This is a genomic window from Vreelandella aquamarina (assembly GCF_020075495.1).
Taxonomy (GTDB): domain Bacteria; phylum Pseudomonadota; class Gammaproteobacteria; order Pseudomonadales; family Halomonadaceae; genus Vreelandella; species Vreelandella aquamarina_A.
On sequence record NZ_JABYQT010000008.1, the window covers coordinates 121,504 to 142,776 of the forward strand.

At 63.3% G+C, this 21,273-nt stretch carries 24 protein-coding genes; 10 read left to right on the forward strand and 14 right to left on the reverse strand.

From position 1 onward, the window contains the following. Positions 1–8 precede the first annotated feature (8 nt). The 7 genes from HW452_RS13320 to HW452_RS13350 are packed head-to-tail and all read right to left on the reverse strand — an operon-like array spanning position 9 to position 5,306. Positions 9–1,175 carry a glutathionylspermidine synthase family protein gene (locus tag HW452_RS13320; protein ID WP_224106602.1) on the reverse strand — a complete coding sequence of 389 codons (1,167 nt, stop codon included), beginning with the start codon at positions 1,173–1,175 and terminating at the stop codon, positions 9–11. A gap of 18 nt (positions 1,176–1,193) precedes the next feature. Beyond that, positions 1,194–1,808 (reverse strand): DUF1190 domain-containing protein, encoded by a 615-nt coding sequence (locus tag HW452_RS13325; RefSeq protein WP_224106603.1) that lies wholly within the window; start codon positions 1,806–1,808, stop codon positions 1,194–1,196. 11 nt (positions 1,809–1,819) lie between these two features. After that, a complete protein-coding gene (locus HW452_RS13330; protein WP_224106604.1) occupies positions 1,820–2,230 on the reverse strand; it encodes a DUF350 domain-containing protein in 411 nt (136 codons plus the stop codon). 51 nt (positions 2,231–2,281) lie between these two features. After that, a complete protein-coding gene (locus tag HW452_RS13335; RefSeq protein ID WP_224106605.1) occupies positions 2,282–3,001 on the reverse strand; it encodes a DUF2491 family protein in 720 nt (239 codons plus the stop codon). Further along, positions 3,001–4,080 (reverse strand): ion channel, encoded by a 1,080-nt coding sequence (locus HW452_RS13340; RefSeq protein WP_224106606.1) that lies wholly within the window; start codon positions 4,078–4,080, stop codon positions 3,001–3,003. Before HW452_RS13340 ends, HW452_RS13335 begins: the two co-directional genes overlap by 1 nt. Positions 4,081–4,129: 49 nt before the next feature. Beyond that, the gene (locus HW452_RS13345) at positions 4,130–4,825 is read right to left on the reverse strand and encodes a PspA/IM30 family protein (RefSeq protein WP_224106607.1); all 696 of its coding nucleotides are present in this window, start codon (positions 4,823–4,825) and stop codon (positions 4,130–4,132) included. A 25-nt stretch (positions 4,826–4,850) separates the two neighbouring features. Then, positions 4,851–5,306: a DUF2170 family protein gene (locus HW452_RS13350; protein WP_224106608.1), complete on the reverse strand. Its 456-nt coding sequence runs from the start codon at positions 5,304–5,306 to the stop codon at positions 4,851–4,853. 326 nt (positions 5,307–5,632) lie between these two features. Between HW452_RS13350 and HW452_RS13355 the strand changes: the two genes are divergently transcribed. The 4 genes from HW452_RS13355 (at position 5,633) to HW452_RS13370 (ending at position 8,643) form a co-directional block, all read left to right on the forward strand. Next, positions 5,633–6,247, forward strand: a complete 615-nt coding sequence (locus HW452_RS13355) for a cyclodeaminase/cyclohydrolase family protein (RefSeq protein ID WP_224106609.1) — start codon at positions 5,633–5,635, stop codon at positions 6,245–6,247. 235 nt (positions 6,248–6,482) lie between these two features. Continuing rightward, on the forward strand, positions 6,483–7,166 hold the full coding sequence (locus tag HW452_RS13360) for a GntR family transcriptional regulator (RefSeq protein WP_224106610.1): 684 nt from the start codon (positions 6,483–6,485) through the stop codon (positions 7,164–7,166). Next, positions 7,117–8,439: an MFS transporter gene (locus HW452_RS13365; protein WP_224106611.1), complete on the forward strand. Its 1,323-nt coding sequence runs from the start codon at positions 7,117–7,119 to the stop codon at positions 8,437–8,439. The genes HW452_RS13360 and HW452_RS13365 overlap by 50 nt, the downstream gene beginning before the upstream one ends. Before the next feature lie 30 nt (positions 8,440–8,469). Continuing rightward, positions 8,470–8,643: a DUF1289 domain-containing protein gene (locus HW452_RS13370; RefSeq protein WP_224106612.1), complete on the forward strand. Its 174-nt coding sequence runs from the start codon at positions 8,470–8,472 to the stop codon at positions 8,641–8,643. Here HW452_RS13370 and HW452_RS13375 read toward each other — a convergent pair. The 3 genes from HW452_RS13375 to HW452_RS13385 are packed head-to-tail and all read right to left on the reverse strand — an operon-like array spanning position 8,640 to position 12,345. Continuing rightward, on the reverse strand, positions 8,640–9,677 hold the full coding sequence (locus HW452_RS13375) for an ABC transporter ATP-binding protein (RefSeq protein WP_224106613.1): 1,038 nt from the start codon (positions 9,675–9,677) through the stop codon (positions 8,640–8,642). The genes HW452_RS13370 and HW452_RS13375 overlap by 4 nt on opposite strands. Next, positions 9,665–11,368 (reverse strand): ABC transporter permease, encoded by a 1,704-nt coding sequence (locus tag HW452_RS13380; RefSeq protein ID WP_224106614.1) that lies wholly within the window; start codon positions 11,366–11,368, stop codon positions 9,665–9,667. The genes HW452_RS13375 and HW452_RS13380 overlap by 13 nt, the downstream gene beginning before the upstream one ends. Beyond that, a complete protein-coding gene (locus HW452_RS13385) occupies positions 11,368–12,345 on the reverse strand; it encodes an ABC transporter substrate-binding protein (RefSeq protein ID WP_224106615.1) in 978 nt (325 codons plus the stop codon). The genes HW452_RS13380 and HW452_RS13385 overlap by 1 nt, the downstream gene beginning before the upstream one ends. A 158-nt stretch (positions 12,346–12,503) precedes the next feature. Between HW452_RS13385 and HW452_RS13390 the strand changes: the two genes are divergently transcribed. The 4 genes from HW452_RS13390 (at position 12,504) to HW452_RS13405 (ending at position 16,285) form a co-directional block, all read left to right on the forward strand. Then, positions 12,504–13,139, forward strand: coding sequence for a DsbA family protein (locus HW452_RS13390; protein WP_224106616.1), 636 nt, complete (start codon positions 12,504–12,506; stop codon positions 13,137–13,139). 148 nt (positions 13,140–13,287) lie between these two features. Beyond that, on the forward strand, positions 13,288–14,154 hold the full coding sequence (locus HW452_RS13395) for a putative selenate ABC transporter substrate-binding protein (protein WP_224106617.1): 867 nt from the start codon (positions 13,288–13,290) through the stop codon (positions 14,152–14,154). A 2-nt stretch (positions 14,155–14,156) separates the two neighbouring features. Beyond that, positions 14,157–14,810 (forward strand): ATP-binding cassette domain-containing protein, encoded by a 654-nt coding sequence (locus HW452_RS13400; protein WP_224106618.1) that lies wholly within the window; start codon positions 14,157–14,159, stop codon positions 14,808–14,810. Further along, on the forward strand, positions 14,810–16,285 hold the full coding sequence (locus tag HW452_RS13405) for a PhnE/PtxC family ABC transporter permease (protein WP_224106619.1): 1,476 nt from the start codon (positions 14,810–14,812) through the stop codon (positions 16,283–16,285). Before HW452_RS13400 ends, HW452_RS13405 begins: the two co-directional genes overlap by 1 nt. A 62-nt stretch (positions 16,286–16,347) precedes the next feature. On the opposite strand, the gene HW452_RS13410 is transcribed toward HW452_RS13405, so the two are convergent. Beyond that, entirely contained in the window at positions 16,348–16,632 is a 285-nt protein-coding gene (locus tag HW452_RS13410) for a YrhK family protein (protein WP_224106620.1), read from the reverse strand. A 276-nt stretch (positions 16,633–16,908) separates the two neighbouring features. On the opposite strand from HW452_RS13410, the gene mtnK reads away from it, so the two are divergent. Further along, positions 16,909–18,198, forward strand: coding sequence for an S-methyl-5-thioribose kinase (gene mtnK, locus HW452_RS13415; RefSeq protein ID WP_224106621.1), 1,290 nt, complete (start codon positions 16,909–16,911; stop codon positions 18,196–18,198). An 80-nt stretch (positions 18,199–18,278) separates the two neighbouring features. Here the strand turns inward: mtnK and HW452_RS13420 are convergent, their stop codons facing one another. The 3 genes from HW452_RS13420 to HW452_RS13430 are packed head-to-tail and all read right to left on the reverse strand — an operon-like array spanning position 18,279 to position 20,145. Continuing rightward, the gene (locus HW452_RS13420; protein ID WP_224106622.1) at positions 18,279–18,827 is read right to left on the reverse strand and encodes a 1,2-dihydroxy-3-keto-5-methylthiopentene dioxygenase; all 549 of its coding nucleotides are present in this window, start codon (positions 18,825–18,827) and stop codon (positions 18,279–18,281) included. 29 nt (positions 18,828–18,856) lie between these two features. Next, positions 18,857–19,561, reverse strand: a complete 705-nt coding sequence (gene mtnC / locus HW452_RS13425; RefSeq protein ID WP_224106623.1) for an acireductone synthase — start codon at positions 19,559–19,561, stop codon at positions 18,857–18,859. Further along, the gene (locus HW452_RS13430; RefSeq protein ID WP_224106624.1) at positions 19,558–20,145 is read right to left on the reverse strand and encodes a methylthioribulose 1-phosphate dehydratase; all 588 of its coding nucleotides are present in this window, start codon (positions 20,143–20,145) and stop codon (positions 19,558–19,560) included. The genes mtnC and HW452_RS13430 overlap by 4 nt, the downstream gene beginning before the upstream one ends. Before the next feature lie 98 nt (positions 20,146–20,243). On the opposite strand from HW452_RS13430, the gene mtnA reads away from it, so the two are divergent. After that, entirely contained in the window at positions 20,244–21,260 is a 1,017-nt protein-coding gene (gene mtnA / locus HW452_RS13435) for an S-methyl-5-thioribose-1-phosphate isomerase (RefSeq protein WP_224106625.1), read from the forward strand. Positions 21,261–21,273: the final 13 nt, after the last annotated feature.

Consider the following 21,273-nt stretch of genomic DNA (forward strand, 5'->3'; position numbering starts at 1 on the left):
GCATGCATTCAGACGATGGCGTGAGGCACGAAGCAGGATGAGTCCTTGGTGATTCGTCCCACGTCTTCGCGCACGCCAATGCCGCAGGCGCGATCTCCCACTACCCAACTGCCGATCAGCGCATGGTGTTCGCCAAACCGGGGCATCGGCTGGTAAGCCTGACGAATCCACGGGCTGTCGGTATAGGGGCCATCTACCGCTTCGCGCTGGCCATCGGGCGTCAGTAGCTCGATGTTGCTGCCTTCGCGGGAGAAGAACGGCTTGCGCACCCAGCCGGGGGGCAGCAGTGCGGGATTTCTCTCTTCGAAGTAGGCAGGCAGTAGATTGGGGTGGCCCTTGAAGTGCTCCCAGAGCAGCGGCAGGATGCCCTTGTTGGAAAGAATCGCTTTCCAGGGCGGCTCGAACCAGTGAGTCGACAGCTGCGGTATCCGCTCGCCAAAGGCATCCTCAGCCAGCTCCTCCCAGGGGTAGAGCTTGAACAGCGCCCGAATGGGCTGATTATCCAGATCGACGAAGACGTCACGGCCTTTTTGATAGCCGATATCCTCCATGAACACAAAGGGAGCGACAAGCCCTGCCTGTACGGCCACGTCCTGCAGGTAGTGCACGGTGGCGCGCTCTTCGACATTGTCCTTGATGCAGGCGAAGTGAAGCGTGCGCTCCTCGAGGCGGTCGCCGATATGCGCCATGGCATTGATCAGGCGTTCCTGAATGGAATTGTACTGGTCCGCATGGCGCGGAAGCGTGCCCTGGGCAATGGCCTGCTCGAGCCATACCCACTGGAAGAAGCCCGCCTCGTAAAGCGACGTGGGAGTGTCGTAGTTGAGTTCGAGCAGCTTGGCGTGACCTTGCCCCGAATAGGCGAAATCCATGCGTCCGTAAAGATGCGGCTGGCCGGATACCCATGAGTCGTGAATGGTGTCCCACATGAACTCCGGAAGTGCCAGGCGCTGCATCAGCGCATTGGAGTGGCAGACCCGGTCGACGAGTTCCATGCACATCTCATGAAGCTCTTCGGTAGGCGCTTCGATATCCCGCTCTACCTGTTCGAGCGTGAACTGGTAGTAGGCGCTCTCCTTCCAGTAGGGCTCGCCATCGATGGTATGAAAATGAAACCCCAGCTCATGAGCCAGGGTTTTCCAGTTGGGGCGCTCGGCCACATCGATTCTAAGCATTCAGGTATCCCGTGCTGATCACGAACCCCAGCCGCCGCGGGCAGAGGAGCGTGAGCCGAACCCGCTGCGCTGAGTAGCCGCCTGACGGTTCTGCGCCGCCGACGTGCGCATGGTCTGCTGGCGTTGGTTGACGCGCTGGCTGGCCTGATTGGTGGCGGTGTTCCAGTTACCTTGGTTTTGGCGGTTACGGTATACCGGCTCCTGGTAGACGCCACGGCTGGTGGCGCCGCCACTCGAGCGCGACATCATGTTGCCTACCATATAGCCCATCATGGCGGGCATGAACCAGCTGCCACTGCTGCTGCCGGTGGCCGCCTGGGACTGCTCCTGGGTCGGAGCGACGCAGGCCCCTTCGCCATGTTCGGCTTCACAGGCTTCGAGGGTATCAAAGCGTGGCACTTCCTTGATCGATGCCTCATAGGCTTCTTCGCAGGCGCTCTGGGTGTACACGTCTGCTGCCACGCACTCCTCGACGCTCTGGTAGCTGCGCGGACTATCGAAACTGACGTCGGTGGTCTGCTCCGGCTGACCGCAGGCGGTCAGGCCGAATGCGCTGGCGCCCATCATTGCCAGCGACAGGCGGGCGCTGCGCTTGCGGCGGGGGAGGTGCGGTGTCTGATCGTGATTTGCCATGGATACACTCCTTACCACGTCATGGAGGCTGCGTTGATCAGGCCTACTGCAATCGATACGCTGCCGACCAGAATGCCGTACGCCATATGGCCTTCGGTAATGTGCAGTGAAAGGCTTTCCCCTTGATTCTTCAGCACCATCTTCAAACCGAAGAAGGTAGCGAGCTGAACGCCAAACGCGATGATGCCCCACAGGATGAAATCGATGAAGCTCACCGAGTTCGCCATGGCGCTGTAAAGCGGCAGGGTGAAGCCGAGAATCGAGCCTGCATAGGCGGTAGCGGCTGCGGCGTTACCTTCACGAATTAGCGTCCACTCGTGGTGGGGCGTGATCCGGCTGTAGCAGTACATGAATGCCACAAAAAGCACGAGCGCGCCGATCAGGTAGCCCAGAAAGTGGGGGAGGCCTTGTAGATACTGCATGGGTAGGTTCTTCCTTGGTTGAGAATAAACAGTGTAGATGGTTGGCGCCGTTTAGATGGCATCAATGTCTATCGAGGTGACATCCACGCCCAGGTTCTGCACCAGCATGAAGCCGCCTTCGCCATCATTTTCGGCATTCAGCAGCACGTACTCCATGCGCTCGGCGCCATCGATCTGACGCTCGTAGAGCATGGCATGATGGGTGACGCTGCGGGTCATGACACTTTCCGTGGTCATCACCTGCTCTTCGAGCAGCACCGGCGGCGACCATAGGCTTGCCTCATCGCCCCACACGCGCCGGTACTGGCACTCGCGCCCCGTGGCGTCGGTGGCTTCCACGGAAATCGTCTGAGCGCCCAACTGGCCGGCCTTTTTATCGTCGGCGTTGATCAACGCGTCGAATTCGCCATCCGACAGGTGCGTCACACGATAGAAATCGAACAGCTTGTACTCGATCACCTGCTGGTTTTCGACATTGGCCTGCAGCCAAGTGTCGTTATCCAGGTAGAAGCGCACCAGATGAGCGCCCTGACCCAGATCCACATGGCCCACCGCCGCAATGTGGTGGTAGGGCTCACTCGACCAGCCAAACAGGATGTCCGGAAACGCGCTCAGCTCGGCAAGCTTGACCCTGACACGGCCATCCAGGCGCAGTCCTTCGAAGTCCTCCGGCGTCATGCCGATGGGCAGGCCCGCGCTGAAGGTGGCTGAACTCTCGGCCTGCTTGGCGGTTTCTGGAGCGCCGAACAGGCTTTTCAAGGTCTTGAACATCAGTTATCTCTCCCGAGAGCAGATTGGAACAGGGCAACGAGCTCACTATCGCTCAGGCGCTGATCGCCCATGTAGTAGAGGGTATCGCCTGCCGTCACGGCAAAATCCGCAGGCGGGTTCAGCAACTGATGCTCATCGCTTGCCGGTCGCCAGACACCCAGCAGGGTCACGTTGTTATCCACCTTGGCCTTGGCCATCAGGTCGCCGTAGCGCACGCTCTGCCCGGCAGGCAGCGTGGCGGGCAGGCAGGCCTGAAACTGGGTCGCCCCCTGGCCGATTGCCAGCAGCTCATTGACCACTCGGCTGATACCCGCATCGGTTGCCGAGCGCACCAGCATCTCGATCGATAGCCCCTGGGTACATTCGATGCCCGGCAGCGTACGCCGCAGCATGCTGGCGGTCGAGGGGTTGTCGCAGTGGGCGACCATATGGCATTCCGGCGACTTCTGGTCGTATACCGACAGCGCAATGGTGGCGACGCGTTCGTCCACCTTGTCGTAGATGATGATACGGCTGGCGCCCTTGATGCCCGCCCGGTTCAACAGCTCGGCATCTGAAAAGCTCTCACCCTTGACGAACTTGATGCTGCCCGGCAAGGGATTGTCGATATCCGCCGCCACGCACAGGACGATATCATCCGGAAGGTTAGGGTCTGCCTGAAGGATACGGATGATGTTGGCGGTGGGCTCGCCGTGCCAGCCAATCACGAGCGTATGGCCGGTAAGGCCCGCGTAGTTCGCATTTCCCTGCACCAGCGTTCTCCATGTTGAGCTGATATTCGCCGTGGCCTTGCCGATAAATGCCGCAAACAAGATGATGCCGCCAGGGATGACCCAGAGCGTGGCTGCCCACTGGCCAAGCGGTGTTTGAGGGCTGAAATCACCATAGCCTACGGTGGTGGTCGTGGTGACATAAAAGTACAGCCACAGCCTGAGAGAGCTTGCTACCTCTTCACCGGCATAGGACATGAAGCCCCAGGAGAGCGCCGAATGCCCGATGACCATCAAGAACAGAAAGGTCCAGCTGACGCTGATGGTGGAGGCCTGAAGCGCCTTTAACAGACGTACGAAAATAGGCACTGCTCGCTCCTTGAGAACAGGCCCGCCACTGGGGCGGGCGCTACTTTAGCTACGCTTGCGGCGGGTTCTTCTTGGCTTTCAGGCGAGCCAGCACGTCCTCGGCCTTGCGCTCCTTGGCACCGATACCGGCGGCTTTCAGGCGCGCATCGAGCGACGAGCCACTCTCTTCGGCGGCCATCTGTTCGGCGGCCTGCATCTGGGCGGAGTTGAGCTGCTGACGCTCGCGGATGCGTTCAAGCGACTCCATGGCGCTGCCCATGGCGCTGTTCTGGCCGGAGTGGCGCGCCGCCACGGCGGATTGTGCCTTCTGGGCGGATTCAGTCGCCTTGACCACGCTTACCTGCTGCTTGAGCTGGCGCAACTGGTTTTCGGTGTTGCGAATGGCGCCGCGCAGGTTCTCGATGCTGGCATCGTATTCGCTGACGATGTTGCGCTCGGCGTCGAGTTCGTCCTGCACGGACACCATACGCTCGGCGACTTCCACGGCAAGTGCTTCCTCGCCTTTATCAAGCGCCGCTTCAGCGCTCTGCTCGAGCTCGCTGATCTTGCCTTCCAGGGTGTCGGCCTTGTTGCTGTTCAGCTGACGCTGGCCCATCAGACGAGCCAGTTCGGTCTTGGACTGCTTGAGGTGATTCTCGGAATCACGAATTTCCTGATCCAGGATGCGCAGCGCCTGTGAATCGACGACTGCCTGGCCGGTTTCGTTGGCTTTACCGCGTAAGGCCGTCATGATTTTACTTAACATGGGAATGCTCCTGAAAAGGCGAATATTAAGAGAAGTGTTCCTGAATCAGACCGGCGACTTCCATGGCGGCACTAGCCGTTGCATGCAACTCGGCGCAGATGGACGCCAGTTTCGAATCGCCGAACAGCTGACCGTAGGCCACGTAGAAGTCACGCCCGTCGATCGTGACGATGCCGATGGAGGCCAGCGGCAGCGCGAGACCCTGGCGCAGCAGTACCTCGTTGAGTTCGGTTGGGTTGGTGACACTCTCCACCGCGGCAATCGCGGTCATGGCAACCCACTCCTGATCGCTGCGCGACAGGGTCAGCGTCAGGTTGCCGTAATCGTGAAGTTCCCAGATCAGGGTCTGGTTGGCTTCGTCCAGGCTGAGATTGGCATCCGGCCACTCAAGCTCGCTGGATTCTGGTTGAGCGGTGGCTTCGGTAACAAGACGATACAGCTCGGCGGCAGACAGGGCGCCGGTGTCATTGGAAGTCGTCAAAGCAGCAAACTCCTTATGCAAAGTGAAGTTCATTTTAGCATCAACGCCGAATAACCTTCTAGCGAAGTGCAACTCATTGCCATTTCGGCCAGCAAGTGCCCGGATAAAAGGCGTTCATCAAGGCCCGGGGCCGCTACGATATCCATCAAGCTACCACGTCGCGACCATGGCAACGCAATAGCGCGTGGAAGTACCTGATGAACCATACTGAGCGCATCATGTTTCAAAAAGTGAAAACGAGGGGCAAGTATATCGGGTTACTCTAGGACCCAAGGGGCGGTCAGGAGTTCGATTCCAACGTCAGGATCCAAGGAAGGAGCAACACCATGCAGGATGCTAAAGAACACTCCCCCGTCTGGGAGCAAAGACTTGACCATTTTCGCGACTCGCTCGCCCATCGGCCCATGCCCGGGTGCGGAGCGGCGGCCAGCGTGACCGCTGCTCTAGGAATGGCATTGATGCTCAAGGGGGTGCACCTGAGCCAGCAGCATGAGACAAGCGAGGCCCGGCGTGTACTGATTGACGAAGGCGAACGCCTGAAAGCGCAGCTCGCCCCCCTGGCCGACAAGGATATTGCCGCCTTTGAAGGGTTGATGGAGGCCTTTCAGATGCCCCATGGCAACGAGCATGAAGAAAACGCCCGGCGTCGCGCCATTCAGCAAGCCGCCGCCACGGCGGTGGACGTACCGCTCACCACGGCAAGGCTCTGCCGCGAGGCCCTTGCCCTGGGCGAGCGGGCGGGCGAGTACAGCGAGCGGCAGTTTGCCAGCGACGCCCAGGCCGGATGCGAGCTGCTTGTGGCAGCCCTGCGTAGTGTGCTGCTCAACGTCGAGGCCAATATCGACTCCCTGGGCAGCGATGCCGAAAAGCGCCACGCTCAAGCGGCGCATGATGAACTCAAGAAACAGGTAGGGGCATCAGCTCGCCAAGATGCCGTCTGACGACGACCAGGCCATGTGACGAGCCATGTGACGAGTTGACGAGCACTTCAGCAACAACGGCAAGGCGGTCAGGTATCAGCGCCTGCTCCTCTCTTATGCTGCCATCAATGTGTGTTTCCCGGGGCTATATTTGTATATCAGTGTATGTGATATATATTTCGGAGTCGGTAAATAAGCAGATGCCGATTTCCTGTGCAACAAGCGTCGGGCGGCACCATTCAACGTAGAGGAAAGCATGGCAAGCACCAAACGTTCCAACGCGCAGCAGCTACGTGACTGCCTGGAAGACGATATCATCAACGGGCGGCGACTACCGGGTGAGCGGCTGGATCCAGACGCGTTGGGCCGCGCGTTCAACGTCTCGCGCACACCGGTACGCGAAGCTTTCCAGCAACTGGTCGCCAGTGGCTTGATTACCGTCTCGCCAAAGAAGGGCACCTTTGTCGCCAAGGTGGGTATCGACCAGTTGATCGAGATGTTCGAGGTCATGGCCGAGCTTGAGGGCATGTGCGGCCGGCTGGCGGCTCGACGTATCAGCGAGCCGGAGCTTGCCGCATTGCGTGTCGCTCACGAGCGCTGCGAAGCAGCGGCGCTGGCCGGCGATACCGACGTGTATTACTACGAAAACGAAACCTTTCACGACTGCATCTACACCGCCAGCCACAACACCTTTCTGGCCAGTGAAGCACGTCAGTTGAAGCAGCGCCTGAAGCCCTACCGCCGCCTGCAACTGCAGGTGCGCCAGCGAATGCACAACTCGCTCAACGAGCATCACGTCATCGTCGAGGCCATTGCCAAGGGCGATGCAGCCCTTGCCCAGCAGGCGCTATGCGATCACGTACTGATTCAGGGCGAGCGCTTCAGCGACTTTGTTTCCAGCGTACGGCGCATGGAGGCCCCGGCCGGCCAGGCAGGCTAGCCATGTCCTTGCCAACCTGTCGGGCGCTATTGATGGCAAGCGGCAACTGCGCCGCCAGTTTCAGCGCTATCATGACGTTTCACCTTCCCTTTACCGCCAGCGCTTGATTCTTCAAGGAGCCCCCATGCCGTTAACGGTGTCATTACTCTCGCTTTGTCAGGCGCTGCTGGTCAGCGGCAACATCCTGCTCATCGCCGTCTCGCCGTTGGTGGGGGCCGCGCTCGCTCCCGGTCCTACGCTTGCCACCGCGCCGGTGGCGAGCCAGTGGCTGGGCTTGATGTGCGCGACCATTCCCGCCTCGCTCATCATGGGACGGCTCGGGCGCAAGCGCGGCTTCGTGCTGGGCAATCTGATCGGGCTTTCGGGCGCGGGGGTGGCCATGGCTGCGCTCACCCTGGGCCGCTTTCCGCTTTTTCTGCTCGCGACCTTTCTGATCGGGGTCGGCATCGGCTTTGGTCAGCTCTACCGCTTCGCCGCGCTGGAGGCCGCCGCCGAGCGCTACCGCGAGCGTGCGCTCGGGCTGGTCATGGGGGGTGGCTTGCTGGCCGCCTTTGTCGGCCCCTGGCTTGCCCGGTTCAGCCGCGAGCTTGTCGAGACGCCGTTTCTGGCAAGCTTTGCGGGGCTGGCCGCGCTTTATGTGATCGCACTTTGTCTGCTGCTCGTTACCCGGATGCCGGTAGCGTTCGTCGAACCGCCGCCGGGCGACAAGCGAGCGCTGGGTGAGATTCTGCGCCAGCCGGCCTTCATCGTCGCGGTCGTCTCGGCGATGGTGGGCTACGCGGTGATGAACCTGGTGATGACGGCCACGCCCCTGGCCATGAGCCACGCCGGCCACGGCTTCGACCACGTGGCGATGACCATTCAGTGGCACGTGGTGGCGATGTTCGCGCCGTCGTTTTTCACCGGGTACCTGAGCGCGCGCGTCGGCGCCAAAGCGATGATCGTCGCCGGCTGTGGGCTTTTAGTGGCGAGCACGCTGGCCGCGCAGCTTTCGCTGAGCGTTGCCGGCTTCAACCTGGCGCTGGTGCTGCTGGGCTTGGGTTGGAACTTCACCTTTCTGCCCGCCACCGGGCTGCTGGCGGCCGCCTGCCGGCCTGATGAGAAGGCGCGGGTGCAGGCGGCCAACGAGTTTCTGGTGTTCGGCGCCGTGGCGCTGTCGGCGCTGGCGGCGGGGCCGCTGACCAGTACGCTCGGCTGGGCGGCGCTGAATGCGTGGCTTCTGCCGGTATCGCTTTTACCCATCGCCTTGCTGGCGTGGCAGAAGTATCGGTAGGATCGCGCTTTTACACTCAAGGCGCCCCTCATGGCTCGGAAGATCGAAAGTCCCTGTATCGGCGTCTGCCGGCTCGAAGGCGAACTCTGCGTGGGCTGCGGGCGCAACATGGAAGAGATCAGCCGGTGGGGTGCCATGAAGCACCCCGAAAGGAAGGCGACCCGTGAGCGCGCCGCGAAGCGGCTCGAAAAGCGGGCGCGCTAGTCGCTTTCCAGACACCACCCCTGGGTCAGCGTGAGCGCTACCTGCTGGCCCGGCGTTAGCGCCTGCGGGTGGTAGGCCAGCAGCGCTTCGCCGCCTGGCAGGCGCAGATGCAGCTCGAAGCGTTCGCCACGAAACACCTGATGCTCGACCCGAGCGACGAGGTCCCGGTCGCTCGGGGTGGTGGACGCCACGCGAACGTGCTCCGGGCGGATCAGCACCGCCTGGGTGCGCTCGGTGCCCGCCAGGCCCTGCATCAGCTCGGCCTCGGAAAGACGCCTGCCAGGCTCGCCCGCGGCGATCATCAGCTGGCTGCCCTGGCCGATGAAGCTTGCCACCCACTGGCTTTTCGGCTCGCGGTAAAGCGTTTGTGGCGTGGCCCACTGAACGAGCCTGCCATCACGCATCACGGCGATACGATCCGCCAACGCCATGGCCTCACCCTGATCGTGGGTCACGTACACCATGGTGGCCTCGGTGCGGCGGTGAAACTCATGAAAGCTCTGCTCCATGGCGGCGCGCAGGTGGCGATCGAGATTCGCCAGCGGCTCGTCGAGCAGCACTACCGCTGGCTCATTGACCAGACACCGCGCCAGTGCCACGCGCTGACGCTGGCCGCCGCTCAAGTCCTGGGGCGTGCGGCTGGCGTACTTCTCGAGCGCCACCAGCGACAGCGCCTGCTCGACGCGTTTGCGGTACGCCTCGCCACGCACCTTCTTGAGCTTCAAGGGGTAGCCGACGTTATCCGCCACGCTCATGTGCGGCCACAGCGCGTAGGATTGAAACACCATCGCCATGTGTCGCTGCTCGGGCGGCAGGTGGTGGGTCGGGCTTGCCAGAAGCTCGCCGCCCAGGCGAATCTCGCCGCGGGTGAGCGGCTCGAAGCCTGCCAGCATGCGAAGCATGGTGGTCTTGCCGCAGCCGCTCGGGCCCAGCAGGGCCACGAACTCGCCGGGCTCGACGGCAAGCGACAGCTCATCGACGGCGGCGTGCTCGTCGAAGTACTTGCTGACCGCCTCGATACTCAGTTTTGCCACGGAACGACTCCCCTGGGCAGGCGCGGTGCCAGAACGCTCAGCAGGAGCATCAGTGTGGCGACCATCGCGACCACCAGCACGGACACCGCCGAGGCCAGCACGCTTTCGCCGCCCTCATCCAGATTGAAAATGAGCACGCCCAGGGTCTCATTACCCGCGCTCCACAAAAGCGCCGAGACGGTGAGCTCGTTCACCGCGAGCAGAAACACCAACAGCCCGCCGGCAAACAGCGCAGGCGCCACCAGCGGCAGCACGATGGTGCCAAGGCGCTTCCAGGGCCCGGCGCCGGCGAGCTGCGCGGCCTCTTCGAGCGAGGCATCGAGCTGGCCAAGGCTCGCCGCTACCGGCTTCAGGCACACCACCAGAAAGCGCGCCAGATAGGCGATGAAAATGAGCCCGAGCGTGCCGTAAAGCGCCACGTCGATGATCGGAACCGGGCGCACGAACAGCAGAATGCAGGCGATGGCGAGCACCACGCCGGGCAGCGCGTAAGGCAGCTCCACCGCGCTCAAGCTGAGGCTTTGCAGCCTGGGCGGCAGTCGCTGGAGCCGGTAGGCCAGCGGCAGGCTCGCCGCCATCAACAAGAGCGAGGCGCCGCCGGCGAGCGTCACGCTGTTGCTCACCGCCCGCCAGGTAGCGCCCTGGCGGCTGAGTATCTCGACGTAGGCCCCAAGCGTTGCCGTGGTCGCATCGAGCGGCACGCCCATGGCGGGCACCAGTGAACTCACGATGAGTGCGGCCAGCGGCGCGACGAGAATCACCAGCAGCACGCCCACCAGGAGCATCGTGACCGGCAGCTTGAAGCGCCCGAGCGAGAAGTCGTGGGCGCGGCCGCTGTGGCCGGTCAGCCCGAAGCGGCTGCGCCCCATCAGCCGCTGCTGGAGCGCCACGCCCGCGAGCGCCACCGCGCCGATCAGCACCGACAGCGCCGCCATTTCCGGCAGCACCCCGGTGCCGAAGCTCGCCATGCGCTGATAGATCAGCGTGGGCAGCACGTAATAACCGGCGGGAATGCCCAGCATGGCGGGAATGCCGAAGTTGCCGAGGCTCGAGATGAACGCCATGGCAGCACCGGCGATCAGCCCGCTTCGAGTGACCGGCAGCACGATGTGCCCCCACACCTGGGACTGGCGGGCGCCGCTGATGCGCGCGGCCTCCACCAGCTCCCGGGGCAGCGATAAAAGCGAAGTGCGCAGCGCCAGAAACACCAGCGGCGCGGCCTGAATGCCGAGCAAAAGCGCAATGCCCTCGGCGGAGTAGAGCGGCTGCGGGCTGCCAAGGGCGGGGGCGATGCCAAGACTCTTGAGAATCGGGCTGGCCGGGCCGAAGAGCTGCAGCCAGGCAAGCGCGGTCACCTGAGGCGGAATCATCATCGGCAGCATGAAGCAGAACACCAGCGCCGCTTTGGCGCGAATGTCGGTCAGGGTGATGACGAACGCAAACAGGCTGCCGAGCACCAGCGCGATCAGCATGCCAAGCCCGGAGGTGTAGACGCTGTGCCACAGCGCCCGCCAGGTCGAGGCGGCGCTGAGCACCCGCCAGAGCGGCGCGTTCGCCCCCTGGGCAAGATCGCTCAGCGCCTCGATGAGTAGCCGCACGCTCGGCACCAGGCTCAGCAGCACCACCGCGGCGGTCAAAAGCGTCAGCAGCCAGCGCGACTGGCCGCCAGCGCCGGATTTCAACGCCAGCATCAGCCGCCAAACAGCTCGCTAAAGCGCGCTTTCAGGGCCTCTTCCTGATCGAGAGCCTGATTGATATCGACGGGCATCAGCTCGATGGACTCGCGCTCGGGGAAGCCTTCCGGGGCGGCGACGCCCCCCCGGGCGGGCAGGTAGCCCTGACGGCTGACCAGTTCCTGGCCCGCTTGTGATAGCACGAAATCGACGAACTTGCGGGCGGCGTCGACGTTTTGGGCGCCTTCCATGATCGCCACCGGCTCGGTGACCGCACTCACGCCCTCCTCGGGGAAGACGAATTCGACCGGCGAGCCCTTGGCGGCTTCGCGGATGGGCAGAAAGTCCACCACGATGCCGTAGGCCTTGGTACCCGCGGCCACCGCGTTGAATACGCCACCGTTGCCGCTTTGCGCCTCGACGCGGTTATCGCGAAGCCGCTCGTAATAATCTTCGGCCAGTTCGGGGTTTTCCGTGATCGCCGCCATGTGGATCAACGCCGCCCCGGAGTAGAGCGGGCTCGGCATGGTCACGAGCCCTTCGTACTCGGGTTCGAGCAGGTCCTGCCAGCGCGTCGGGCGCGCCTCGGCGCCGGTGTTGTAGACGATGCCGGTAGTGATCAGCTTGGTGCCGTAGTAGTAGCCCTGCGGGTCGAAGGTCTCCGGCTCGAAAGCCTCGCGTTCGGCGCTTTCATACGCCTGCAGGTGGCCGTCGCGCTTGAGTGACTCCATGGTCATGCTGTCGGCGATCAGCAGCACGTCCGGGTTACTCACCCCGGCGGAAAGCTCCGAGCGAAGCCGCGTCATCAGACGCGTGGTGCCGTCGCGCACCCACTCCACCTCGATCTCCGGGTGGGCCTCCATGAACGCATCGACGGTCTGCTGGGCGTCGCTCTGGGGCTGGCTGGTGTAGAGCGTGAGCGTCTCGGCGGCCGCGGTAGCGGACAGCGAAAGCGCAGAAAGGGCGATGGCGGTAGCAAGCGGGCGTTTGAGCATCGAGGCATCTCCAGAGATAAGCGCCGCCCAGCTTGAACGGGAAATCTTTCAGTCTCGTGACAGCCCCGCCATCAAGCGTCCGGGAGTGTCTTTATCAGCGCAGAAGGCTTACGCTTGGCGCCGTGACGTTGGCGAGAACCGCCTTGAAGGAGAAGCCCATGACCCGACTCGTCTACCTGTTCGACCCGCTGTGCGGCTGGTGCTACGGCGCAGCCCCCGCGCTGGCGGCTGCCGCTGCCTCAAACGCGATCACCCTCGAACCGATGCCCACCGGGCTCTTCGCCGGCTCGGGTGGCCGGGCGATGGACGAGGCGTTCGCCGCCTACGCCTGGGAGAACGACCAGCGCATCGCCGCGCTGACCGGTCAGCCCTTCACCGAGGCCTACCGCCGCGGTGTGCTCGAAAGCCGCGAGCAGCGCTTCGACAGCGCCCCGGCCACGCGTGCGCTCACCGCCGTACACCTCACCGCTGCCGAGCGCGAGTTCGCCGCGCTCGAGGCCTTCCAGCGCGCCCGCTACGCCGAGGGACGCGACGTGACCGACCGGGCCACGCTGGTCGAGCTTTTGGACGCGCTGGCGCTTTTCGAGGCCGCTTCACTTCTGAAAGCCGACGACGAAACGCTGCGCAGCGCCTGTGAGCGCCGCGTCGTGCAGGCGCAGACGCTGATGCAGCGCTTCTCGCTGCGCGGCGTGCCGAGCTTGCTGGTGGAGAAGGCGGGCGCACTGCAGCCGCTCAAGGCGGACGCGCTCTATTCGAGCCCCGCCGGCTTCGTCGAGTCGCTGTCGCGCGTTTGATTGGAAAGGCTGCGTTAAAAACCGCCGGGCGCGAAACCGCCCGGCGCGAAGAAGTAGGGGCTTTCGGCCCGTAAACTGCTATGCTGCCACGAGGTTTGCTTCGGCGTTTTTGGCGCCGGTTTTTTCCCGTTCTGATAAGGATGCTCTCATGTCTCGCCAACCGTTGCTGGCCCGTGCGGCCGTACTGTTAGCGCTTGCCTCGCCGCTGGCCGCCGCCGATACGCTCGTGTTCACCGCCATTCCCGACGAGGACGAAACCCGCCTGCAGCAGCGTTTTCAGTCCGTCGCCGACTACCTTGCGGAAGAACTCGACGTCGACGTGCGCTTCATTCCGGTCACCTCCTACGCCGCTTCGGTCACCGCGTTTCGCAACAACCAGGTGCAGCTGGCCTGGTTTGGCGGTTTCACCGGCGTGCAGGCCCGCGAGCTGGTGCCGGGCTCCCAGGCGATTGCCCAGGGCGTCGAGGACCCGGAGTACAAGAGCTACTTCATCGCCAACGCGTCCACCGGGATCGAGCCGGTCGAGTCCGACACCGCGCCCGAGGCGCTCAAGGGGCTGACCTTCACCTTCGGCTCGCAAAGCTCGACCTCCGGGCGGCTGATGCCGGAGTACTTTCTGACCCGCGATTTGGGCGAGTCGCCGAATGAGCTCTTCTCGCGGGTGGGCTACAGCGGCAACCACAGCCGCACTGTGTCGCTGGTGCAGTCCGGCGCGTATCAGGCCGGTGTGCTGAGCTACACCGCCTGGGAGAACGAGGTGGAGCAGGGCAACGTCGACCCGGAGCAGGTGCAGATCGTCTGGGAGTCGCCGACCTACCCGGATTATCACTGGACCGTGCGCGGCGACGTGGACGAGCGTTTCGGCGAGGGCTTCACCGAACGCCTGCAGCAGGCGCTTCTCGATATGGACGACCCGGAACTGCTGGCGAGCTTCCCGCGCTCGGGCTTCATTCCCGCCTCCAACGAGGATTTCGAGCCGATTCACGACGTGGCGGTCTCGCTGGACCTGCTGTAAGGGTGAGCGATTTCGTTTTACAGGATGCCGAGGCGCACTACGGCGCGACCCGCGTGCTCGGGCCGCTGTCGATGGGCATCGAGCCCGGCGAGCACGTGGCGCTGATCGGCAAGAGCGGGGCGGGCAAGTCCACGCTGCTCTCGCTGATGTATGACCGCTGGCAAGCGCAGCCGGTGGCGCTGATGCCCCAGGCGCTGGGGCTCGTCGATACGCTCTCGGTATTTCACAACGTCTACATGGGCCGGCTCGACCGCCACCGGTGGTGGCGTAACCTGGCCACCCTGGCAAGGCCCTTCCGGCGCGACGTCGATGAAATAGCGGCGCTGCTCGACGAGGTGGGCATCGGCGAGAAGCGCTGGACGCCCTGCGGCGAGCTCTCCGGCGGCCAGCGCCAGCGGGTGGCGGCGGCGCGGGTGCTCTATCAGCAAGGGGCGCTTCTGCTCGCCGACGAGCCGGTCTCGGCGCTCGACGGCCCCCAGGCGAGTTCGCTCATGGGCAAGCTGACCCAGGGCTATCCACGCTCGGTGCTGGCGATGCACGACCTCGATTTGGCGCTTGGCTTTTGTACGCGCATCGTCGGGCTCAGGGATGGCGCCGTGGTGCTCGACGCGCCGAGTAACACGCTCGATAGCGCCTCGCTTCAGGACCTTTACTGATGCCGTTTCGCGCCACGACCCGCGTCACGCTCGGGTTCATCCTGCTGGCGCTCGCGTGCCTGCTGCTGGGCGATTTCGAGATCAGCGCCCACGACCCCTGGCGCTCGCTCGGCCAGCTCTTTCTCGGGCTGCTCCAGCCGGATTTCACCAGCGTCGATTCGCTGGGCGAGGCGCTCTTGCGCACCGTGGCGTTCGCCTTCGTGGGCGTGGGGGTGGGCGCGCTTGCCGGTATGGGGCTCGCGCTTTTGTTTCACCACTGGTGGGTGCGCACCTTCAGTGCCTTCATCCGCGCCATTCACGAACTCTTCTGGGCGTTGATCTTTCTGCAGAGTTTTGGCCTGCACCCGGTGACCGGGGTGCTGGCCATCGCCATTCCCTACGCGGGGATATTTGCCAAGGTGTACGCCGAGATTCTCGATGAAACCGACCCGCTGCCGGCGGTGGTGCTGCCGCGCCGCGCCGGGCGGCTCTCGAGACTCGTCTACGCCCGCGTAAGCCAGGCCTGGCCGCACCTGGTGAGCTATACGGCGTACCGGCTGGAGTGCGGGCTGCGCTCCAGCGCGGTGCTGGGTTTCGTCGGCATGCCGACCATCGGCTACCACCTGATGGCGGCGTTTGCCCAGGGCCACTACGCGACGGTCGGGGCGCTGCTGCTCACGTTCTACGTGCTGATCGGCACGCTCCGGTGGTGGGTACGCCCGAAGGTTCTGCCGTTTTATCTGCTGGTCGCGCCGTTTTTGCTGGGCACGGGGCTGCCCATCATGTGGTCGAACGTGACGCGGTTTTTCACCGAGGACATCGTGCCCACCCCGCTCAAAAGGGGCGAAGGGCTGGAAGGGCTCTGGGAGTGGTTTGCCCAGCTTTTTGTCAACCAGGCGCTGCCGGGCATCTGGAATACGCTGCTGCTCACCCAGCTCGCGCTGGTGGCCACCGGGGCGCTGGCGCTGCTGCTTTTCCCTCTGATTTCGCGCCACTTTACGAACCGCCCCGGCGGCGTGCTGGGCCACGTAGTGCTGGTGGTGATGCGCTCGACGCCGGAGTACATGCTGGCGTTCATTCTGCTGCAGCTCTGGGGGCCGTCGATGCTGCCGGCGGTGGTGGCGCTGGCGCTGCACAACGGCGGCATCATCGCCCACCTGATTGGCCGGCGCAGCAACGAAATCCTGCTGCGCCAGGATGCGCCGCGGGGCGTGAACCGTTACACGTTTGAACTGGTGCCGCGACTTTACGGGCCGTTTCTGGCGCTTTTGTTCTACCGCTGGGAAATCATCCTGCGCGAGACGGCGATTCTCGGCATTCTGGGCATCGCCACGCTGGGTTTCTACGTCGACACCGCCATTCAGGAGATCCGCTTCGATCGCGCCATGGTGCTGATATTGATCACCGCGCTGATCAATATCGGCGTCGACGTGCTGGCGCGCCGGCTGCGAGGTCGTCTGCGCCTGCGGCACGGGGTCAATCGCCAGCGTTGTTGACGTGACCGGCCTCCTTCAAGAAGCAGTGTCAGGGCAGCACGGGCCTCTGGCCCTGATCGGCGTCAGTTATCCTGGTTGGCATCGGGCAGGTGCTTGAAGCGTATATAGCGGTGCAGCCGAATGGCGGGACGAACCAGCAACTGAACGCTGCCCAGCAAGAAAAGCCAGACACCTGCGTCTCTCACCCCGCCCTCGAAGAAAAAGCAAACGCTGCCCACGCTAAACCACAGTCCCAGAAGAAAGTCGTTGAGCATGCTGAGTACTTCGTAGCGGCGATGAACCACCAGCTCTTCATGGCCGAAGGTGAAGGTCCATTCGCGTGTCTTGGTGTCCTGTTGGCGCTGCATTGCTTGCTCCCATGTCAAGGTGTGGTGGTGAACCGCGCGCCGCTCTCTATCGTGTCCCGGTATAAGGGGCCGACGATCACGGCACGCGTTAAAAGCGTAGGCCTTGTTGGTGCGTTACGCCGTTCTCGAGCGGGTTGTTTCCGGTTGTGCCTTGCCAGAGTGCTTGAAGTGCGATGGCCGCGCCCGCACCAGAGTGGCCGGTGAGAGTACCGCTCTCATTTGACATTGGCCTGGCAGTAAGCGCAAATACGCAAAAAAACTGCCAAGGAGCACGCTGTGCCGCAGGAATACCGCGAAGAAACCACGCGCTATGAAGCGCTGAGTGTCGATAGCCTGAGCAAGCGCCTGGGTGATGTGCAGGCTGTTACCCGCCGGGTCGGCGGCGACCCGGCGGGCTGGGACGTGCGCGAAGTGGGCGACGGCAACCTGAACCTGGTATTCATCGTCACGGGCAGCGTCGGGAGCGTGGTGGTCAAGCAGGCATTGCCTTATGTGCGCATGGTCGGGGAAAGCTGGCCGTTGCCGCTTTATCGCGCCCACTTCGAGTACTACGCGCTGGTGCGCCAGGCCCGGCGCGACCCAGGGATCGCCCCCGAGGTCTACCACTTCGACAAGGCGCAGGCGCTGATCGTGATGGAGTACCTGCACCCGCATATCATTCTGCGCCGCAAGCTGATCCGCGGCGAGCGGGTGGCGCAGCTGGGCGAAACCCTGGGCAGGTTCTGCGCGCGCACCGCGTTCCGCGGCTCGGGGCTTTCCCTGCCAAGCCCCGAGAAGAAACAGGACGTCGGGCTTTTCTCCGGCAACGTGGCAATTCCCGCGATCACTGAATCACTGGTATTCACCGACCCCTATTTCAATGCCGAGATGAACCACCACACGCCGGCGCTTACCCCGGTGGTGGAGCGGCTGCGCAGCAATGTGGCATTGAAGGTTCGTGCCCAGCGCATGCTCCTGAAGTTCACCGCCAATGCCGAAACCATGCTGCACGGCGATCTGCACTCCGGCTCGATCATGGCCACTGACAACAGCGTTCGGGTGATCGACCCGGAGTTCTCCCAGTACGGTCCCATGGCGTTCGATCTGGGCATGGCCGTAGCCAACTTCCTGATGGCCTATTTCAGCCAGCCAGCCCACCGCTCTGACGCTGACCTGGCTGCGTATCAAGCGTGGATACTCGAGGTGATCGAGGCATGCTTTACAAGCTTTGACGCCGAGTTCCGCCACCTGTGGCAAACCGAGCGCACCGGCCTCCTGTTTCCGAAAGCGCTGTTCGAAGAGCAGGGCCACGAAAGCGAGGCGGCCTGCGATGCGCTGCTCGAGGAAATTCGCGAGGATGCGTTGGCGTTTTGTGGCATCGAGATGCACCGCCGAGTGCTGTCGCTGGCCCACAACGCGGATTTCGAGGAGATCGAGGACACCGCACTTCGGGCACGGCTTGAAGCGCGCAACTTGTTGATGGGCGAAGAATTGGTGGTCAATCCGCGGGCGTATTCAGATATGGCGGCGTTGATAGAGCTGGCCAAAACACACAACCGGCAAGATGCGCTTGAGGTAGGTGAATAAGATGTAACGAATAATGATCTTGAGCAGACGCCAGGCGCAGCGGATGCATAATCCGCTGCGCCTTAAGCACCTCAGGTTATTTAAAGCTGATCTATCCGATCGAATTTGCCGGCAATATCGCTCTCGGTCCAGTGGGGCACCCAGCCTTCCACGTTGTCGAAAAAGCGCAGCGCGGTAAATTCAGGCGCGGGCCCCATATCGAACCAGTGTGGCGTATTGGCCGGCACGCTGATCAGGTCATTGCGGGTGCACAGCACCTGATACACCTTGTCCTCGATATGCAGGCAGAAAAGCCCCTGACCCTTCACGAAAAAGCGCACTTCGTCTTCAAGGTGGCGGTGCTCGTTCAGGAACTTCTGGCGCATGGCGTCCTTTTCAGGATGCGTGGGTACCATGTGCAGCACGTCAACCGTCTGGTAGCCGCCCTGGGCTTTCAAGCGCTCGATGTCGTCCTGGTAGAGCGCCAGAATATCGTCCTGAGTGGCACCATCACTGATTTCGCCGGGCGTGGCCCAGCGCTCGAACAGCACGCCCACGCGATTGAGCTCGGTCTTGATCTGCTCGCTATCGGTGGTGTCGATCAAGGCGGTGTTCGGGTCCTGGTCGGCAAATACTTTGAGTTGTGACATGGGCGCTCTCCTCGGTTGAAGCGTTGTCCTTAAAGGTCGATCTCATCAAAGCTTGCCACAGTGGCGTGCTCGGTGCCCGCCTGGGTGCCTTCACGTACCAGCTGCAGCGTCTGCATGCCGGCCTGGCTGGCAGCGTCCAGCTCCTCTACCACATCGGAGAGAAACAGGATGGATGCGGCGGGCAAGCCAAGCTCGGCGGTGATATGGCGGTAGGCATCCGTTTCGCGCTTGTGGCCGACATGGGTGTCGAAGTAGCCGCTGAACAGCGGCGTCAGGTCACCCTCGGTGCTGTGGCCAAACAGCAGCTTCTGCGCCTGGACGGAGCCCGAGGAGTAGACGTAGAGCTTCTTGCCCGCGTTCGCCCACTGGCGAAGGCGCGGCGCCACGTCTGCATAAAGATGGCCCTGGAACGCCCCGCGCTGGTAGCCGTCCGCCCACATCATGCCCTGCAGTGCCTTGAGCGAGGTTTTCTTCTGGTCAGTCTCGATCCAGTACAGAAGCGTCTCGATGACCTTGTCCAGCGAGGCGTCGGGGGCATCGAGGTCGCGGCGCACCGCATCGATCTGCTCGGCCACCTCCGTCTGGGCCGAGTGAGTGTTCACATACTCGGGGAGCTGATCGTGAGCGTAAGGGAACAGCACGTCATGCACGAAGCGGATATCGGTGGTGGTGCCTTCGATATCGGTGACGACGGCGCGAATGTTGGCATCAGCAAGGTCTGGATTCTTCATCATTGGGACCACCGACTCTCTTCGAGAACGCAGGCAAGTAAAAATTCGATTGCCTCCAGATGGCGGCGGCACTCGGCGACGGTAGCGCCTACGGCGTAAATGCCGTGGCCGGCCACCAGAAAGCCCCAGGGCATGGGCCAGGCGGCGCGCACGTGGGCGGCCAGCTCGTCCATATCCTGGGCGTTGGGCACTACCGGCAGGCAGACGGTGGCATCGTGGGTGGTGTTGCCCTGAAGGGCTTTCTGCATTTCAAAGCCGTTCAGTGCAATGCCGTCAGGGAAGCGGCGCGAAAGCACGGTGCTGGCCACGGTGTGGGTATGCAGTACGCAGCCGATCTGGCCGTCCAGCCGGTAGAGCGCGGCGTGCAGGTCACTCTCCGCGCTCGGCTTGCCGCTGCCTTCAAGCACCTGGCCGTCAAGGTCGCAAAGCAGCAGGTCATCGGCCTGGATGCGGGTCTTGTCGCGGCCCGAGGCCGTGACGAGGTAGCCTTCCGGCACCCGGGCGGAGAAGTTGCCGCCGGTGGCGGGCGTCCAGCCCTTGGACGCTGCCCAGGCGATGGCGGCCAGTAGTTCGTCTTTTGAAGTCATCGTTTGCTCGGCTTCGCCTGTGTTCGAGTGGCGTTCATTCTATATGATATGCTCCGCGCTTGATAAGCCGCACGCCCGGCGCGCCCAAGGAGCCTTCGATGCCCATGCTTGAATCCCGCAGTTTGCGAATTGACGTCGACTCGCTTGAGTACCTGGACCAGACACGCCTGCCCCAGGCCGAACAGTGGGAGCGTTGCGACTCGCCGGAGGCCTGGCAGGCGGCGGTCAAGCGCCTGGCGATTCGCGGCGCGCCGCTGATCGGCCTGAGCGCGGCGTTCGTGCTGGCCCAGTACGCCGCACGCCACCCCGGCCAGCAGGAGCAGTGGCAGTTGGTAAGTGATCGCTTGCGCGCCACGCGCCCCACGGCGGTCAACCTCATGTACTGCCTGGATGCGCTGGAGGCCTGCTTTGCAAAGGGGCCGGCAGCGCTCGCCCGGCGAGCCGCGGCGTTGTTCGAGGAGGATCGCGAGCTGTGCCAGCGCATGGCCGAGCGCGGCGCAGATCTTTTGACAGAAGGTGAGCGAGTGCTTACTCACTGCAATACCGGGGCGCTTGCCACCGCCGGCGTGGGCACGGCAATCGGCGCGCTGGCAGTGGCCAGAAAGCGCGGCATGACGCTGCATGTCTACGTCAACGAAACCCGCCCGCTTTTGCAGGGCGGACGGCTGACCGCCTGGGAAATGGCCGATCTGGACATTCCCTATCAGTTGATTGCCGACAGCATGGCGGCAAGCCTGATGGCCGCCGGCAAGGTGGATAAAGTGATGGTCGGCGCCGACCGCATCTGCGCCAACGGCGACTTTGCCAATAAAGTGGGTACTTACATGCTGGCGGTGGCGGCCCACTACCACCAGGTGCCATTTTACGTGGTCGCTCCCTACACTACCGTCGACCCGGCCTGCGCCACCGGCGCCGACATCCCCATCGAGCAGCGCGACGCGGCGGAAATACGCGGCGCCACCGGCGCCTTTGGCGATATCGTCTGGGCGCCGGAAAACGCTCCGGTGTGGAACCCGTCGTTCGATGTCACGCCGGCAGCGCTGGTGACCGGCTGGGTGCTGGACACCGGCGTCTTCGACGCCGCCGCCATCGCCCGGGGTGAGCATTGTCGTTAAAGACGGCCTTGCA

Bases quoted from the DNA above. Each gene is read 5' to 3' on its own strand.
- HW452_RS13320 (WP_224106602.1), bottom strand. From the start codon at position 1,175: ATGCTTAGAATCGATGTGGCCGAGCGCCCCAACTGGAAAACCCTGGCT.
- HW452_RS13325 (WP_224106603.1), bottom strand. From the start codon at position 1,808: ATGGCAAATCACGATCAGACACCGCACCTCCCCCGCCGCAAGCGCAGC.
- HW452_RS13330 (WP_224106604.1), bottom strand. From the start codon at position 2,230: ATGCAGTATCTACAAGGCCTCCCCCACTTTCTGGGCTACCTGATCGGC.
- HW452_RS13335 (WP_224106605.1), bottom strand. From the start codon at position 3,001: ATGTTCAAGACCTTGAAAAGCCTGTTCGGCGCTCCAGAAACCGCCAAG.
- HW452_RS13345 (WP_224106607.1), bottom strand. From the start codon at position 4,825: ATGTTAAGTAAAATCATGACGGCCTTACGCGGTAAAGCCAACGAAACC.
- HW452_RS13355 (WP_224106609.1), top strand. From the start codon at position 5,633: ATGCAGGATGCTAAAGAACACTCCCCCGTCTGGGAGCAAAGACTTGAC.
- HW452_RS13360 (WP_224106610.1), top strand. From the start codon at position 6,483: ATGGCAAGCACCAAACGTTCCAACGCGCAGCAGCTACGTGACTGCCTG.
- HW452_RS13370 (WP_224106612.1), top strand. From the start codon at position 8,470: ATGGCTCGGAAGATCGAAAGTCCCTGTATCGGCGTCTGCCGGCTCGAA.
- HW452_RS13380 (WP_224106614.1), bottom strand. From the start codon at position 11,368: ATGCTGGCGTTGAAATCCGGCGCTGGCGGCCAGTCGCGCTGGCTGCTG.
- HW452_RS13385 (WP_224106615.1), bottom strand. From the start codon at position 12,345: ATGCTCAAACGCCCGCTTGCTACCGCCATCGCCCTTTCTGCGCTTTCG.
- HW452_RS13390 (WP_224106616.1), top strand. From the start codon at position 12,504: ATGACCCGACTCGTCTACCTGTTCGACCCGCTGTGCGGCTGGTGCTAC.
- HW452_RS13395 (WP_224106617.1), top strand. From the start codon at position 13,288: ATGTCTCGCCAACCGTTGCTGGCCCGTGCGGCCGTACTGTTAGCGCTT.
- HW452_RS13405 (WP_224106619.1), top strand. From the start codon at position 14,810: ATGCCGTTTCGCGCCACGACCCGCGTCACGCTCGGGTTCATCCTGCTG.
- HW452_RS13410 (WP_224106620.1), bottom strand. From the start codon at position 16,632: ATGCAGCGCCAACAGGACACCAAGACACGCGAATGGACCTTCACCTTC.
- HW452_RS13420 (WP_224106622.1), bottom strand. From the start codon at position 18,827: ATGTCACAACTCAAAGTATTTGCCGACCAGGACCCGAACACCGCCTTG.
- mtnC (WP_224106623.1), bottom strand. From the start codon at position 19,561: ATGATGAAGAATCCAGACCTTGCTGATGCCAACATTCGCGCCGTCGTC.
- HW452_RS13430 (WP_224106624.1), bottom strand. From the start codon at position 20,145: ATGACTTCAAAAGACGAACTACTGGCCGCCATCGCCTGGGCAGCGTCC.
- mtnA (WP_224106625.1), top strand. From the start codon at position 20,244: ATGCCCATGCTTGAATCCCGCAGTTTGCGAATTGACGTCGACTCGCTT.